This is a genomic window from Kaistia adipata DSM 17808 (assembly GCF_000423225.1).
In the GTDB taxonomy this organism is placed as follows: Bacteria; Pseudomonadota; Alphaproteobacteria; order Rhizobiales; family Kaistiaceae; genus Kaistia; species Kaistia adipata.
This window is the reverse complement of sequence record NZ_KE383992.1, coordinates 592,806-608,540: the sequence shown is the minus strand read 5'-3', so window position 1 is coordinate 608,540 and position 15,735 is coordinate 592,806. Positions and strand designations below refer to the sequence as shown.

Below are 15,735 nucleotides of genomic sequence, written 5' to 3'. Positions count from 1 at the left end.
GCCAACCGGCCGAACCAGAGGTGCTTATCTAGCCACCAACCGATGGCCCGTCAAGCACCCAAATAACAAAACTCAGAGACGAGTTTTCCGTTCGCTGGCAGCGGTGCCGCCCGCGTTCTTGAGCCGGGTTATAGGCCCAGCTCCCGAAACCGTCAACTCGAATTTCCGACAATTCGAACTTTTTCCGCCAACCCAAATCCCGCCATGTGGACAACCAACCCAGCCCCACCCAACAAACCGCAGAACCCAGCCATTCCCGACTAACCCATTGAAAACATTAATTTCCGTTAACCATCGTGAGATCCGATGGCAGCGCCTGTGAGGCCACCCGCCGGGGGCTCCGTTCGGCGCGCCACCCCTTTGGACGCGCCAGCGCATGGCTCCCATGCGCCCGCCGCAGGCATGGCGAACCAGCCCCTCAGGCGCGCCAGGGAGGCCTACGGATGAAGCCCTGTTCCAGGCAGGGTCCGGCTCCGGACGGGGCCGCCGCGCGCCAGCGTCGCGGCGCTTGCAGCGTCTCCGGCGGCCGTCCCCTCCCCCGGACGGCCTCCCTCTTCCACGATGGCGGGCACTCGCCCTGACGACGTTGCGCCCACGCCTCGCAGGTGTCGCCCGGCCCGGTTCAAGAGAAAGAGGCGCAAAAGCAAAAACGGCGGCCCGAGGGCCGCCGTTCGTGTCGGAATGGGGGCGGGGCCGTGCCCCTAGCGCTCCATGAAGATCTCGCGCTTGCCCGCGTGATTGGCCGGGCCGACGATGCCTTCCTGCTCCATGCGCTCCATGATCGAGGCGGCGCGGTTGTAGCCGACCTGCAGGCGCCGCTGGATATAGGAAGTGGAGGCCTTGCGGTCGCGCAGCACCAGCGCCACCGCCTGCTCATAGGCATCGCCCTCCTCGCCCATGGCGCTCTTGTCGAACACCGCGACATCCTCTTCCGGCGCCGCCGCTTCCTCTTCCTCGTCGCCGGCCGTGACGGCGTCGAGATATTCCGGGCGGCCCTGGCGCTTCAGGTGGTCGACGACATGCTCGACCTCGAGATCGCTGACGAACGGCCCGTGCACGCGCTGGATGCGGCCACCACCAGCCATGAACAGCATGTCGCCCTGGCCGAGCAGCTGCTCGGCGCCCATCTCGCCGAGGATGGTGCGGCTGTCGATCTTGGACGTGACCTGGAACGAGATGCGGGTCGGGAAGTTCGCCTTGATCGTGCCGGTGATGACGTCGACCGAGGGACGCTGCGTCGCCATGACCAGGTGGATGCCGGCGGCGCGGGCCATCTGGGCGAGACGCTGGACGGCGCTCTCGATGTCCTTGCCGGCGACCATCATCAGATCCGCCATCTCGTCGATGATCACGACGATGTAGGGCAGATGGGTGAGGTCCATCACCTGCTCTTCCTGGGTCATCTCGCCGGTCGAGCGGTCGAAGCCGGTCTCGACGATGCGGGTGATGACCTCGCCATTGGCGCGGGCCTCGGCGACACGGACATTATAGCCGTCGATGTTGCGCACGCCGAGGCGCGACATCTTGCGATAGCGCTCCTCCATCTCGCGCACCGCCCATTTGAGCGCGGTGACCGCCTTCTTCGGGTCGGTGACGACCGGCGTCAGCAGGTGCGGGATGCCCTCGTAGACGGAGAGCTCCAGCATCTTCGGATCGATCATGATCAGCCGGCACTCTTCCGGGCGGTGCCGGTAGAGCAGCGACAGGATCATGGTGTTGATGGCGACCGACTTGCCCGAGCCGGTGGTGCCGGCGACGAGCAGATGCGGCATACGGGCGAGATCGGCGATGACCGGCTCGCCGCCGATCGTCTTGCCGAGGCAGAGACCGAGCTTGGCCTTCGCTTCCGCGAACGCCTCGCTCGCCATCAGCTCGCGCAGCCAGACCGTCTCGCGGGTCTGGTTGGGCAGCTCGATGCCGATGACATTACGGCCCTCGACCACGGCGACACGCGCCGATACCGCGCTCATCGAGCGGGCGATGTCGCCGGAGAGGCCGATGACGCGCGACGACTTGGTGCCGGGCGCCGGCTCCAGCTCGTAAAGCGTCACGACCGGGCCGGGATTGGCGTCGATGATCTCGCCACGCACGCCGAAATCGCGCAGCGTCTGCTGCAGGAAGGTCGAGTTCTGGTCGAGATACTCGGCCGAGAGCTCGAAGGGCGGCTCGGTCACCGGCGGCTCGGCCAGCAGCTCGAGCGGCGGCAGCTCGTATTCGCCGGCATGGAAGGAGACGGTCGTCTCGGCCCGGACGGGCTCGACCGGGGAAACGGCCTCGGCGACGGGCGCCGCGACAGGGGCGACGGCGACAGGGGCAACCGGCTTGTCATCGGCGGGCGCAGGCTGCGGCGCGACGACGGCGAGCGCGGCGGGCGCCGCCGACGCCACGAGCTGGCCACGCCGCTCCCAGCGCGCCTTGCGGGCGCGTTCGCCGAGCGAGAGGGTCGGCGCGACGGCGCGCGGCCACTCGAACCAGACGCGGATGGTCGCCTCGACGGAGCCATCGGCATGCACCACCGGCGCCGGCGCTTCCGGGACGACGGGCTGCGCGGCGGCGACGGGCTCCGGCGCCACGGGGGCGGGCTCGGCCGAAACCGGCGCGACCACGGCGGGCGGAACGGGGGCACGCGGAGCCGGCGCGACCGGGCGGCTGACGCGGCCCTCGGGCGCGGTGGAGCGCTCGGCCTGACCGACGACGGTGCCCGGCACCGGCGTCGACCGGCCAACCTGGATCAGGCGCTCGAGGCGACGGATGTTCGAGGGCTGGGCGGCGGCGGCGAGCTCGCGTGCCCGGTCCGCCTCGGCGGCGGGCGCCTCCGGCGCGGCGGGCGCGACGACGGCGGCGATTTCGGCCACGGGAGCGGTAGGCTCCACGGCGGGCTCTGGCGCCCCGGCGACCGGCGCGGGCACGGCCAGGATGGTCGTGGCGGCACGCGGCGCGAAGGCGGCGAGCAGGCTGGCGACCGGCGGCGTCGGAGCCGGGTTGGAGGCGACGAGCGCCGCGGCCGGCTCGACGATCTCGGGGGCGGCCGCGACCGGCTCGGTCACCGGCTCGTCGACGACGAGAACGGGAGCCTCGGGAGCCACGAGAACCTCGGGAGCGATCGCCTCGACGACGGGCTCGACGGTGACATCGGCCACCACCTCGGCTTCCGCCGCGAGCTCGACCTCGGGCTCGGCCTGGCGGGGACGGCGCAGATAATCCGGCGTGCGGGTGAAGCGCGCATTCATGCCGGCGGTGAAGGGCTGCAGCCAGGTCGGCAGCGGCTCCCCGTCCGGTCCCAGGACCGGCTCGTCGCGCGATGCCGGCGGAGCGGCCGAGCGCGTCTGCACCGGATGGGAGGGCGCCTCCCGATCGCGGTAGGAACGGCTCGTCGGATCGACGGCATGGATGGTGGTGAACTGGGGAGGCCTGTTGGAAGAACGCATGTTTGTCGCTGACCCTGATACGCGGTCTGGCCGACCGTTGCTGGTCGCTCAGGGATACGAAGAACAGCGTTAACGAATGGTTTGGACGACCGGTCCAATTCACCATTCGAGGGGCCTGTTGCAGCGGGCCCACAGCCATCCGGCGAGGCCCGAATGACAGGATGCCGCGGATCGACGGCACGGTCGGCGCCAGTGTGACATCGATCATTGCGGAATCCGCCAGGGGTGGTATCGATCCGACGAAAGCAAGCATTGGTTGCGATGCCCTGTCTGCGAAAGGAAGCGTCCCTTGGCCAAGCTCAATCCCGTGCACCGCATCGACGACGGCGTCACCGCCCTGTCCTATGACGATCCCTACGCGCCGGTCCTGTTCACCGAATCGCTGCGACGCACCGGCTTCGCCGTGATCCGCAGGCACCCGATCCCGCGCGAGCTGGTGCAGACGATCCATGCCGAGTGGCTCGCCTTCTTCGAGAGCGATGCGAAGCACGCCTATGCCTTCGACCCGACGCGTCTGGATGGCTTCTTCCCCGCCACCGTCTCCGAGACGGCCAAGGGCAATGACAAGCGCGACCTGAAGGAGTTCTTCCACCTGTTTCCCTGGGGCCGCTATCCGGGCGAGGTCTCGGGCGCGGCGCGGCGCTATTTCGAGATCGCCAGCGACTTCGCCGGCGAATTGCTGTCCTGGGTCGAGGCCAACACGCCGGCGGAGGTGACCGACCGCTTTCCGATGCCGCTCGCCTCGATGATCCGCGAGAGCCCGACGACGCTGCTGCGCGTGCTGCGCTATCCGCCCCTGACCGGCAGCGAGGAAGCGGGCGCCGTCCGGGCCGCGGCGCATGAGGACATCAACCTCCTGACCGTCGTGCCCGCCTCGAACGAGCGCGGCCTGCAGCTCCTGACCCGATCGGGCCGCTGGATCGACGTCCCGGCCGACCCCGGCACACTCATCGTCAATGTCGGCGACATGCTGCAGGAAGCCTCGCGCGGCTATTACCGGTCGACCACGCACAGGGTCGTCAATCCGAGCGACGACGGCGCGCGCCGTTCGCGCCTGTCGCTGCCGCTCTTCCTGCAGCCGCGCCCCGAGGTGGCGCTGTCGGAACGCCACACCGCCGGCAGCTACATGGACGAGCGTCTGCGCGAACTCGGCCTGAGATAGAGAAGGCGGAGGCCCGGCTTGCTCAGTCGGGGCGCGCGAGCAGCAGGACGTGCCGGCCAGCCGATTCCCGGGGCAGCAGCGCGACGCCAGGCAAGGCCGGGTTCGGGCCCAGCAGGGCGAGCTGGACGGCCGGCGCCAGCTCGCGCTCGCGCAGCAGCGACGCGAAGCCGAGCGGACGGCGGAGGCGTTCCTCGCTGACCGAGCCCAGCAGGATGCGGTCGCGCCGGGGACCGGCCTCGGCGAAGGCGGTCGTCGGCCAGAACCGCATCACCAGGCGGCTGTCCGCCTCGAGCGGGCGAACCAGCGTCAGCGCGGCGAAGCGGCCGGCATGGGTCAGCGGCAGCGGCGGGAGCGCGTCGATCGACGGTTGCGGCGACAGGAAGCGGACCGCGCCGGCGAGATCGTCGGCCAGCGCGGGCTCCCAGCCGGCGGCGGCGAGGGCCGCGCCAAGCCGCGCCGGATCGAGATCCGACTGCAGCGTCAACGCGCCGCCATCGGAGCCGTCGAGCTCCCAGCGGTCGGCGGCAAACTGCGCCCAGTCGTGATCGCGCCAGAGCGAAGCCGCCACCATCGTCTCGGCGACGCGCGGCCGATAGGCTTCCCAGGCCGCGGGAAAATGGGTCTGGATGCGAAGACCGCCGCCGACCGCCAGCACGGCGACCACCAGCGCCACCAGCCGGAGCGGCCGCATCGAGCGGATATCGAGCCGGCGGAAGACGAGCGCGTAGAGCGCCGCCAGCATCGATCCCAGCGCCAGGCCGGCCAGCACATCCGACGGCCAGTGCGCCGCCAGATAGACGCGCGACACGGCGATCGCGCCGACCAGCAGGCCGGCGAGCACGAAGCCGAGGATCTTCCAGCGCAGCGCGGCATTGTGCGTCGCCAGCCAGGCGAGCGACAGATAGAGCGCGGCGGCGTGCGTGGCGTGGCCGCTCGGAAAGCTGAAGGCGTCGGCCCCGGCATAGAGATCGATCGGGCGCGGCACGACGAGGGCGCTCTTCAGGAGCGGCACGGCGAGTGCGGCCAGCGCCATCGTCACGACCAACCCGGCGGCGAGCTTGCGCCGACGGTGGGCGACGAGCCAGATCACCGCCGCGACCAGCACGGCGATGATAACGACGCCGTCGCCGAGGCTGGTGATCGCGATCATCACAGCGTCGAGGCGCGGCGTCCGCCAGCCCTGCACCAGCGTGCTGACGGCGGAATCCATGCGCGTGACCTGCTCGCGCATGAAGACGTCTTCGGCCAGCGACAAGAAGGCGGCGGCGAGCGCGATCGCCACCGTGCCCATCACCAGCAGCGTCGACGTCCCGGGATCGTCGGGATCGAACAGCGCCACCAGCACGCGGTCGATCCGCGTGTCGCGCCGCTTCGCGGCGTCGATGAAGGCACGATAATGCCGCTCGAGCCCGGGCAGCACCCAGCGCAGCGCGACCCGCACCGCCCAGATCGCGATGGCGACAAGCAGCAGCGCCGCGACGAGAATGGCGACGAGCCGGCCGGCGATGGAACCGAGCACGCCGAGCGCCAGCCCGACGCCGGCGCCGGGCAGGATATGGGCCGGCGCCCAGACCAGGGCGGAGAGCACGTTGACGACGTAGAACGGGAACGGCCGCATGCCGGCGATGCCGGCAATGAGCGGGATGACGGCGCGCACGCCGGGGACAAACCGGCCGATCGCCACGCTGAGCGCGCCATGGCGCACGAAGAACGCCTCGCCCTTGGTGAAGAGCTCCGGGCGGGCGCGGAGGGCGGGGATCGTCCGGATCCGCTCCTTGTAGCGATGGCCGAGCCAGTAGGAGAGCCCGTCGCCGGCGATCGCCCCGAGCGTCGCCCAGACCAGAACCGGCCAGAGCGACAGGTCGCCGAGGCCGGCGACGGCGCCGATCGCGATCAGGATCGCCGATCCCGGCACGATCATGCCGACGACGGCGATCGACTCCGCCATCGCGGTGACGAACACCAGCAGGCCCGCCCAGTGCGGATGCGCGGCGATGAAGTCGACAAGCGCCTGCAGCCAGCCATCCATGACGTTCCCCCCGCCTTTAGCGCCGAGGACCGGACGGAGGCGCGGCGCGATCGCGCATCAGGCGCTCGCTGCGTCGCCGACCTGGAGGACGGTCAGGCGCTTCAGCTCGCCATTGCGCGTCTCCCAGCTGATCGATTCGTCGACGCCGACGCCGATCAGCGCCGCGCCGATCGGGGTGAGGACGGAGATCTTACCCTGGCCGATATCGGCATCCTCGGGATAGACGAGCGTGACCTTGCGGACCGTGCCGGCGGTGTCGTCGCGATATTCGACGACATGCCCCATCCGCACGAAGGGATGCGCGCGCTTGGCATCGGCGACGACGCGGGCCCGGTCGAGTTCCTCGGTCAGGATCGCCGAAACATCGGGATGGGTGTTGGCCGCCGCGCGCGCCAGCGTCGACAGCCGCTCGTGGTCGGCGGCGAGGATCGTGATGCGAGGCTTCAGGCGGCCGGCGCTGCGCGTGGTCATGGTCTTCGTCTCCAAATTGGACCGCACCTGCTCGCAAGCGACGCGGGTCCCGAATTGATCTTCCATCGCCCTGCCCCCGTTGGGAAGAGCAGTACGGATCGAGAATGAATGCGTCCGGACATCGCCGCGCGCGACAATGTTCCGGGGCGTGTGGCTGGATCGGCCCCGCCTGGCGGACGCCAAGGCGCCCTAGGGCAGAAAGAGACCGACTTCCTGGAATGTGTTGAAGGTTATGCTGGCACAAACCCCGTGTCCGGGGCGAAGACGCGCCGAACCCGGGGCTAGTGGCCCGCGATCAGAAAACCCGCATGGTGCAGGGAACGGCGAAAGGTCGAATAGGTCAGCATGGTCCAACAGACATAAGCCGACCGACGCGAAAGTCAAACCGGGAGATCGAGCTTATTTGCGCCGGGCCACGACGCCGGCGCGCGCGCCGCGGATTTCGTCACACGTGAAACACCCGCCCCGGCCGTGACGAGGGCCGGGCGCGCGGCTCAGGCGAGCGTGGGAACCGGGTCGCTGCCGAGCGCGTCGACATGGCGGCGCAGCCGCCGCTGATAGGCGGCGCGCCATCCGTCCTGCGGCGTCGACAGGAACCAGGACTGGCGGAGATCCCAGCACCTCCCCATCGCCGCGAGCACGGCCGGATCCGAATTCGTCATCAGCCCGGCGGTCGGATAGGGCGTGATCTCGCCGCCATGCAGCTTGCCGTCGACGACCATGAAATCGACCCGCAGATAGTCGGTTCCCGCCGCGACGCGCCGCGCCACCCGCATCGCCTCGCCATAGCAGTCCGGCACGCGGTAGGAACCGGACAAGGCCCGCGCCGGATTGCGCGCCACCAGCGTGTTGGTCACGCGCAGGCGCCGCCCGGTCGCGTCGAAGATGCCCGAAAGCCCGGTCGGCAGTTTCTCGCCACGATAGACCAGGGCGTAGAAGACCTCGCCGGAGAAGAGGTGCACCTTGATCTCGTCCATGCCGCGGGGGTCCGGCATCAGGACCTCCTCCGCGAACAGGCGCGGGATCACCTCGCCATAGGCCCATTCGCCATAGCGACGCCCGTAGGGACGCGAAAGCCAGCGCCGGCATGTTTTCCGGAACGCCGCCTCGTCGTCCGGCCGCTCATGGAAGAACCAGTTGCGGGCGCAGCCGGCGTTCATCTTCACCACGACATCGGAGCGGCGCAGCGCATCCGGCAATTCGGCCGGATCCGACCCTGTCCAGATCGTCCGCGCCAGGGCGAGATCGGGCGCGTGGCGACGGAAGATTTCCTTGGTGGCGAGCTTGTCGCAATAGCCGACGAAGGCTGGATTGCGATCGAAGATCCGGCGCCAGAACATCTTGTCGTTGTAGCTGACCGGCAGCGCGACGCGCGGCCGGACGCCGAGTTCGGCCCGGAAGGCGTACGCCGAGCGCCAGTGACGCACCTCGACGGCGGCATCGATCAGACGCGGAATCCCCCGCGCGGCGTCAGTCGGAGCGACGAGATCGCCCGAAGGCGCGGCAGGCATGGAGGGCATCTGCAAATTCCAGAAAGGCGGCGCTTGCGCGCCGCCCCCTTGAACCCATGCAGGCTGCCATCGTCAAGCCTGCGCGGTGCTTTCCAGTCGCGAAAGCCTAGTGGCTCTCGCGCGGCACGGCGTGGCCGCGGCAGCCGACCAGGAAGTCGAGATCGGCGCCCTTGTCGGCCTGCAGCACGCGCTCGACATAGAGCGACTGGTAGCCGCCCTCCATGGCCGGCTTCAGCGGCTGCCACAGCGCGCGGCGGCGGGCGAGCTCCTCATCGCTGACATCGAGATGCAGCCGCCGGCCGGCGACGTCGAGCTCGATGAAATCGCCATCCTGGACCAGCGCCAGCGGGCCGCCGACGGCGGCTTCCGGCGCGGTGTGCAGCACGACGGTGCCGAAGGCGGTGCCGCTCATGCGCGCATCCGAGATGCGCACCATGTCGCGCACGCCCTGCTGCAGCAGCTTGCGCGGCAGCGCCATGTTGCCGACCTCGGCCATGCCGGGATAGCCCTTCGGGCCGCAGTTCTTCAGCACCATGATGCAGCTGGCGTCGATATCGAGATCGGGATCGTCGACCCGCGCCTTGTAGTGGTCGATGTCCTCGAACACGACGGCGCGGCCGCGATGCTGCATCAGTTCCGGCGACGCCGCCGACGGCTTGATGATGGCGCCGTCGGGCGCGAGGTTGCCGCGCAGCACCGCCATGCCGCCGTTCTGCACAAGTGCCTTGTCGCGCGGCAGGATGACGTCGGGATCGAAATTCTCGACGCCCTCGATGTTCTCGCCCAGCGTCTGGCCGGTGACGGTCAGCACGCCGAGGTCGAGCAGGTCGCGGATCGCGTCCATGACGGCGGGAATGCCGCCGGCATAGCAGAGGTCTTCCATCAGGTATTTGCCCGACGGCATCAGGTTGACGATGGTCGGGATGTCGCGGCCGAAGGCGTCCCAGTCATCGAGCGTCAGGTCGACGCCGACGCGGCCGGCGATGGCGAGCAGGTGCACGACGGCGTTGGTCGAGCCGCCGATCGCGCCGTTCATGCGGATGGCGTTGGCGAAGGCGGCGCGGGTCAGCACCTTCGACAGGCGCAGATCCTCGTTGACCATGGCGACGGCGCGGCGGCCGGTCAGCCGCGCCAGGCGGGCGCGGCGGGCGTCGACGGCCGGATAGGCGGCGTTGCCCGGCAGGGTGACGCCGAGCGATTCCGCCATCGACGCCATGGTCGAGGCGGTGCCCATCGTCATGCAGTGGCCGGGCGAGCGCGACATGGCGCTTTCCGCCGCCATGAAGTCGGCCTGGCTCATCACGCCGGCGCGCACGTCCTCGGAGAACTTCCACACATCCGTGCCGGAGCCGATGTCCTTGCCGCGAAACTTGCCGTTCAGCATGGCGCCGCCGGAGAGCAGGATGGTCGGCAGGTCACACGACGCCGCGCCCATCAGCAGCGACGGCGTGGTCTTGTCGCAGCCGGCCATCAGCACGACGCCGTCCATCGGGTTGCCGCGGATCGCCTCCTCGACATCCATCGAGGCGAGGTTGCGGAACAGCATGGCGGTCGGGCGGAGATTGGATTCACCGCAGGAGAAGACCGGGAATTCCAGCGGGAAGCCGCCGGCGTCGAGCACGCCCTTCTTCACCTCCTCGACCAGCGGCCGGAAATGCGCATTGCAGGGGGTGAATTCGGAGAAGGTGTTGCAGATGCCGATCACCGGCCGGCCGTCGAACATGTCGTCCGGCAGGCCGCCATTCTTCATCCAGCTGCGATGGATGAAGGCGTCCTTGTCGAAGCCGCCGAACCAGGCCTGCGAGCGGAGTGGGGTCTTGCGGGTCATGTTTCCTCGAATGAATGCGCCGCGGGCGACCGGCCCGCATGGTGGTGGCAGAAGGTCAGGAGGCCTGGCCGAGCCGGCTGCGCGCGCGGCGCATCGTGGCGAGGTTCTCGATGTTCTTGTCGAGCAGCGCCGTCATGATGGCGCGGGCGCGCTCCGGATCCCGGTCATGGATCGCCTCGGCGACCAGCTTGTGGTCGTCGGGATAGCGCGACGAGACGAAATCGACCTCGATCGCCAGGTCGAAATTGGCCCGGAGCACGACGAACACCGTGCGCATCAGGCTCAGCATCATCTTGTTGTGGCAAGCCTCGAACAGGCGGCGGTGGAACAGCACGTCCGCCTCGATGCCGGCGAACTTGTCCGGCGCGTTCGCCATCAGCTCGTAGGCCTCGAACAGGCGAAGCACCTCGACCGTCGTCGCGGCGGTCGCCGCCAGCGCCGCGACCTGCGGCTCGATGATGGCGCGCAGCCCGCTCAGCTCGTCGATCAGCTCGTCGCGCAGTTCCGGATGGTCCAGGTTCCACTGGATGACGTCCGGATCGAGATAGTTCCATTCGCCGCGCGGCAGCACGACCATGCCGGTGCCGCGGCCGGCGCGGACGAGGCCCTTCGCGGACAGGATCTTGATCGCCTCGCGCACGACGTTGCGGCCGACGCCGAGATCGGCGGCGATCTCGGCCTCGACCGGCAGCGTCTCGCCCGGTGAATGCTCGCCCCAGACGATATCGCGACCGATGGTCTGGACGGCGTCATCGACAAGGGTGCGAGCCTTCTTGCGCTCGCCGGTCAGGGGGGCCCCCTTCGGGGCGGTACGGTCAGCGACCACGATCGTTCTCACAACTCCGGCCGCCCCTCGGGCGGCCCTTCCAAACACGGGTGTCAAGGCCCCGCGCGCGCAACCATACAGTGCATCGCGCCGCCGGTCAGCGATCCAGTACGGCCGGCGCGACGGTCTCGTTCATCAGGATCGACACGGCCTTGTTACCGAGCGCCAGCGCGATCGCATTGGTGTTGGCGGACGGGATGAACGGGATCGCCGAGCAGTCGATGACGCGCAGTCCCTCGACGCCGCGGACCCGGAGCTTGGTATCGAGCACCGCCATCGGGTCGTCGTCGCGACCCATGCGGGCCGAGCCGGACGGATGATAGTTCGTCTTCACCGTCTTGGCGCAGAAGGCCGCGAGCTCGTCATCGCTGACCCTGGCGGCGCCCGGCATCAGCTCGTCCTTGATCTTCGGGCCGATCGGATCGGTGGCGAGCAGCTTGCGGGCAAAGCGCATCGACGCGATCGTCAGGCGCAGGTCGTCGGGATCGCCGAAGAAGTTGGAATCGACCAGCGGCTTGTCGGCGGCATCGGCCGAGCGAAGCTTGACCGAGCCGCGCGCCTTCGGCCGCAGCAGGCAGGAGGTCAGCGTCACGCCATAGGTCGGCTTCTGGTCGGTGACGTCGCGGTCGAGATAGACGATCGGCGCGCAATAGAGCTGCACCGTCGGCCGCTCGCCGCCATCGGGATCGTAGAACAGGCAGGTCTCGATGCCGGTGGTCGACACCGGCCCGGTGCCGAACAGCACATATTGCAGGCCGTTGCGCAGCATCGGCCAGCCCTTGTCCTGGCCGAAATAGCCGCTCGGCCCCCTGGTCGTGGCGATCACCGGGACCTCGTGGTGGTCCTGCAGGTTCTGGCCGACGCCCGCGAGGTCGGCCTTGACCGCGATGCCGTGCTCCTGCAGATGCGCCGCCGGACCGAGGCCGGAGAGCATCAGCAGCTTCGCCGTGTTGTAGGTGCCGGTCGCGACCAGCACTTCCTGCTCGGCGCGCGCCTCGACGCGCTTGCCCTCCTGGACATATTCGACGCCGACGGCGCGATTGCCCTCGAACAGGATGCGCGTCACCAGCGCCTCGGTGACGACGGTCAGGCGCTTGTCGTCCATCACCTGCGACAGGAAGGAGAACACGGCGTCGCTGCGGCGCATGCGGCCGTTCACGACGCCCATGGTGTGCTGCATGACGCCGACGCCGTTCTGGCGCACGCCGTTGAAATCGGGATTGTAGGGAATGCCGGCGCCCTGGGCGGCGAGGATATAGTCCTGCGCCATGTCGCAGATCTGGCCGGGATCCGAGACCAGCAGGCTGCCATGGATGCCGTGATAGGCGTCGTTGAACTTCTGGTTCTTTTCCAGCGCCTTGAAGTGCGGCAAGAGGTCGGCATAGCTCCAGCCGGTGCCGCCGCCGAGAAAATCGTCCCAATGGTCGTAGTCGTCGCGCTGGCCGCGCATATAGACCATGGCGTTGACCGAGCTGCCGCCGCCCAGCACCTTCGCCTGCGGCACGATCGGGCCGCGGCCGCCGAGGCGCGGCTGCTCGACCGTGTGGTGCATCTCGAGGAAATCCTCGCGGCCGAGATATTTCATGTAGCCGGCCGGCATCTGCATGAGCCTGGCGTAATGCGACGGGCCGCGCTCGATCAGCAGCACGCGGGCGCCGTGGTCGCGCACCAGCCGGGTGGCGGCGACGCAGGCGGAGGAACCGCCGCCGGCAAGGATGTAATCAAAAGCCATCTTGATCGGTCCCGTCAGAAGCGAAGGCGCTTTTCGCTCTTCGTGTCAAAGAGGAAAGTATGCCCGGGGCGAATGCGCAAGCCGACGCGCTCGTCGAGCTGCGGGCGGAAGCCGGAATCGGCCATGACCGTGATGCGCGTCTCGCCCAGCTGCACCGTCACCTGCATGCCGGAGCCGGTATACTCGACCGAATAGACGGTGCCGACGATGTCCGCCGCGTCCGGATCGGCGACGTCGATGTGGTCGGGCCGGATGCCGAGCGTGACGGAGCCGGAAAGTTGAATCGGGAACCCGCCCAGCCGCATGCCGGGTGCGCTGAAGGCGCCGCTCGCCAGCGTGCCGGCGATCAGGTTCATCGGCGGCGAGCCGATGAAGGTGGCGACGAACAGCGAGGCCGGATCCTCATAGATCTCTTCCGGCGTGCCGAGCTGGACGATCTCGCCCTTGTTCATGACGGCGACGCGGGTCGCCAGCGTCATCGCCTCGATCTGGTCATGCGTGACGTAGATCGTCGTCGTCTTCAGCTCGTGATGCAGCCGCTTCAGCTCGGCCCGCATCGAGACGCGCAGGATCGCGTCGAGATTGGAGAGCGGCTCGTCCATCAGGAACAGGTTCGGCGTGCGCACGATGGCGCGGGCGAGCGCGACGCGCTGGCGCTGGCCGCCGGAAAGCGCGCGGGGGCGGCGCTCGAGCAGGTGCTCGAGATGCACCTTCTCGGCCGCGGCGCGCACCCGGCGCTGGCGCTCGTCGGCCGGCAGATTGCGCAGTTTCAGCGGGTATTCGATGTTCTCGCCGACGGTGAAATGCGGGTAGAGCCCGTAGTTCTGAAACACCATGGCGATGTCGCGGTCGCGCGCCGGCCGGTCGTTGACCCGCTCGCCGCCGATCAGGATGTCGCCGCCCGTGACCGGCTCGAGCCCGGCGATCATGCGCATCGTCGTCGTCTTGCCGCAGCCCGACGGGCCGAGCAGCACCAGGAACTCCTGATGCGCGATCTCGAGATTGAGATCCTGGATGGCAGCGAAATTACCCCAGCGCTTCTGCACGCCGCGCAGCTGTACGTCGACCAAATCGTCCTCCCTGCTCCTCGCCGTGACCGGACGGGCACCTCTCCCGCGCCGCCATCCCGTCACCGGATTTAGGAACCGCCGCCGGGGCAGCTTGACATTCCCGCATCTCAAGTCCCATTCTTACCACCATTAAGTCCTACTTATCAACTCGATGAGTATGATGAATCGGTCGCAGGAGGCGATCGATGGGCGCGGCGGGCGGAGAGGACCGCCGGTCGCGTCGGCACAGTCCGGGAGGAAACATGTCGAAATCCGTTCTGCCGCCGAAGGGCGGACTCCATCTGCCGATTACCCGCCGCAGCCTGCTGCAGGCGACCGCGATCCTGTCCGGCGCCGGCATCCTGTCGGTGCGCGGCGTGCCGGTCTTCGCCAGCGAGGTGTTCGACGACATCAAGGGCCAGTGGGAATCGGCCAAGATCGACTGGAAGCGCCAGAGCGGCGCGACGATCGTGCTGAACGGCGTCCAGCACCCCTGGATGGACGCGATCACCCCGCTGGTGCCGCATTTCACCAAGCTCACCGGCATCGAGGTCAAGGTTCAGACCCAGTCGGAGTCGGAATACATCGCCTCGCTGCCGGTCAAGCTCGGCGCCAAGAGCGCGACGCCGGACGTCTACATGGTCTGGGCGCTCGGCCAGGCCGTCACCGCCGGCTGGCTCGAGCCGCTCGGCCCGATGTTCGCCGATCCGAAGCTGGCCGACCTCGCCTGGTGGGACGTCGACGACCTGTTCCCGTCGACGCGCGCCTACCAGACCTGGGCCGACGGCAACCAGTATGTCGTCTCGGTCACGGCCGAGGCGCAGACCCTCTTCGCCAACAAGACCATGCTCGACGAGAAGGGCCTGGCGCTGCCGAAGACGATGGACGAGCTGCTCGCCACCGCCAAGGCGCTGAAGACCGACGACGTCGCCGGCATCGCCATGCGCGCCAAGTCGGGCGACGGCGCCACCTGGCCGGCCGGCGGCTTCGTCTTCTCCTATGGCGGCGCGATCATCGACCTCGACGGCAAGGTCGCGGTCGACCAGCCCGAGGCGGTCGCGGCGATCGACATGTACGGCAAGCTGCTGCGCGAGGCCGGCCCGATCGGCATCGGCAACTACCACTGGATGGAGTGCCTGAACGACTTCATGGCCGGCGCGGTCGCGATGTCGAGCGACTCGTCCAACTTCGCCACCGACATCGGCAACAAGGACAAGAGCGCCGTCGCCGGACAGGCGATCTATGGCGGCATGCCGGTCGCCGCCGGCAAGCCGGCCAAGCCGAACATCTACAACTGGACGATCGGCATGAACCCGAACGCCGCCAACAAGGACGCGGCCTTCCTGTTCCTGCTCTGGGCGACCTCGAAGCCGACCGCCGCGATGGCAGCCGCCGCCGGCCTCGCCACCCAGCGCACCTCGGCCTGGAAGACCAGCGCCTTCGGCGAGCGCTTCGGCGAGCAGGCCGTCACGGCCGTGCTGGAAAACCTGAACGCCGCCGACGCCGACCTGATGAAGGCGACCTGGTTCCATGCCAAGGGGCCGCAGATCCTCGACGCCTTCGGCATCGGCGTGAACGAGGTCGTCACCGGCGCCAAGGATGCGCAGTCGGCCATGACGGCGGCGGCGGAGAAGATGCGGGCCGCCATCGGCGGCTGATCCCTGCGCGTTCTCCGAAACTGACCAGCGGGGTGGCGCGA

Annotated in this window: 10 protein-coding genes; 2 read left to right on the top strand and 8 right to left on the bottom strand. The window is 68.8% G+C overall.

All coding sequences use genetic code 11. The annotated features are described in order from the left end of the window. Positions 1 to 701 precede the first annotated feature (701 nt). On the bottom strand, positions 702 to 3,428 hold the full coding sequence (locus tag G539_RS25935; RefSeq protein WP_084640208.1) for a DNA translocase FtsK: 2,727 nt from the start codon (positions 3,426 to 3,428) through the stop codon (positions 702 to 704). 289 nt (positions 3,429 to 3,717) lie between these two features. Here G539_RS25935 and G539_RS0123095 point away from each other — a divergent pair, with 289 nt between their 5' ends. Continuing rightward, positions 3,718 to 4,590 (top strand): 2OG-Fe(II) oxygenase family protein, encoded by an 873-nt coding sequence (locus tag G539_RS0123095; protein WP_210162843.1) that lies wholly within the window; start codon positions 3,718 to 3,720, stop codon positions 4,588 to 4,590. Between the two features lie 22 nt (positions 4,591 to 4,612). Here G539_RS0123095 and G539_RS0123090 read toward each other — a convergent pair whose 3' ends face one another. From G539_RS0123090 to G539_RS0123060, 7 genes are all read right to left on the bottom strand, one after another. Next, positions 4,613 to 6,619 (bottom strand): bifunctional DedA family/phosphatase PAP2 family protein, encoded by a 2,007-nt coding sequence (locus G539_RS0123090; RefSeq protein ID WP_029077312.1) that lies wholly within the window; start codon positions 6,617 to 6,619, stop codon positions 4,613 to 4,615. Positions 6,620 to 6,676: 57 nt separating this feature from the next. Then, entirely contained in the window at positions 6,677 to 7,090 is a 414-nt protein-coding gene (gene rnk, locus G539_RS0123085) for a nucleoside diphosphate kinase regulator (RefSeq protein WP_029077311.1), read from the bottom strand. Between the two features lie 494 nt (positions 7,091 to 7,584). Continuing rightward, on the bottom strand, positions 7,585 to 8,610 hold the full coding sequence (locus tag G539_RS0123080) for an ATP-grasp fold amidoligase family protein (protein ID WP_156912102.1): 1,026 nt from the start codon (positions 8,608 to 8,610) through the stop codon (positions 7,585 to 7,587). 97 nt (positions 8,611 to 8,707) lie between these two features. Further along, positions 8,708 to 10,429 carry an IlvD/Edd family dehydratase gene (locus G539_RS0123075; protein WP_029077309.1) on the bottom strand — a complete coding sequence of 574 codons (1,722 nt, stop codon included), beginning with the start codon at positions 10,427 to 10,429 and terminating at the stop codon, positions 8,708 to 8,710. 55 nt (positions 10,430 to 10,484) lie between these two features. Next, positions 10,485 to 11,255, bottom strand: coding sequence for a FadR/GntR family transcriptional regulator (locus tag G539_RS25930; RefSeq protein ID WP_051231959.1), 771 nt, complete (start codon positions 11,253 to 11,255; stop codon positions 10,485 to 10,487). A gap of 97 nt (positions 11,256 to 11,352) precedes the next feature. Then, entirely contained in the window at positions 11,353 to 12,987 is a 1,635-nt protein-coding gene (locus G539_RS0123065) for a GMC family oxidoreductase (protein ID WP_029077308.1), read from the bottom strand. 14 nt (positions 12,988 to 13,001) lie between these two features. Further along, complete coding sequence (locus tag G539_RS0123060; protein WP_029077307.1) at positions 13,002 to 14,057, bottom strand: ABC transporter ATP-binding protein; 1,056 nt, start codon at positions 14,055 to 14,057, stop codon at positions 13,002 to 13,004. Between the two features lie 242 nt (positions 14,058 to 14,299). Between G539_RS0123060 and G539_RS0123055 the strand changes: the two genes are divergently transcribed. Continuing rightward, positions 14,300 to 15,694, top strand: coding sequence for an ABC transporter substrate-binding protein (locus tag G539_RS0123055; protein ID WP_051231958.1), 1,395 nt, complete (start codon positions 14,300 to 14,302; stop codon positions 15,692 to 15,694). Positions 15,695 to 15,735: the final 41 nt, after the last annotated feature.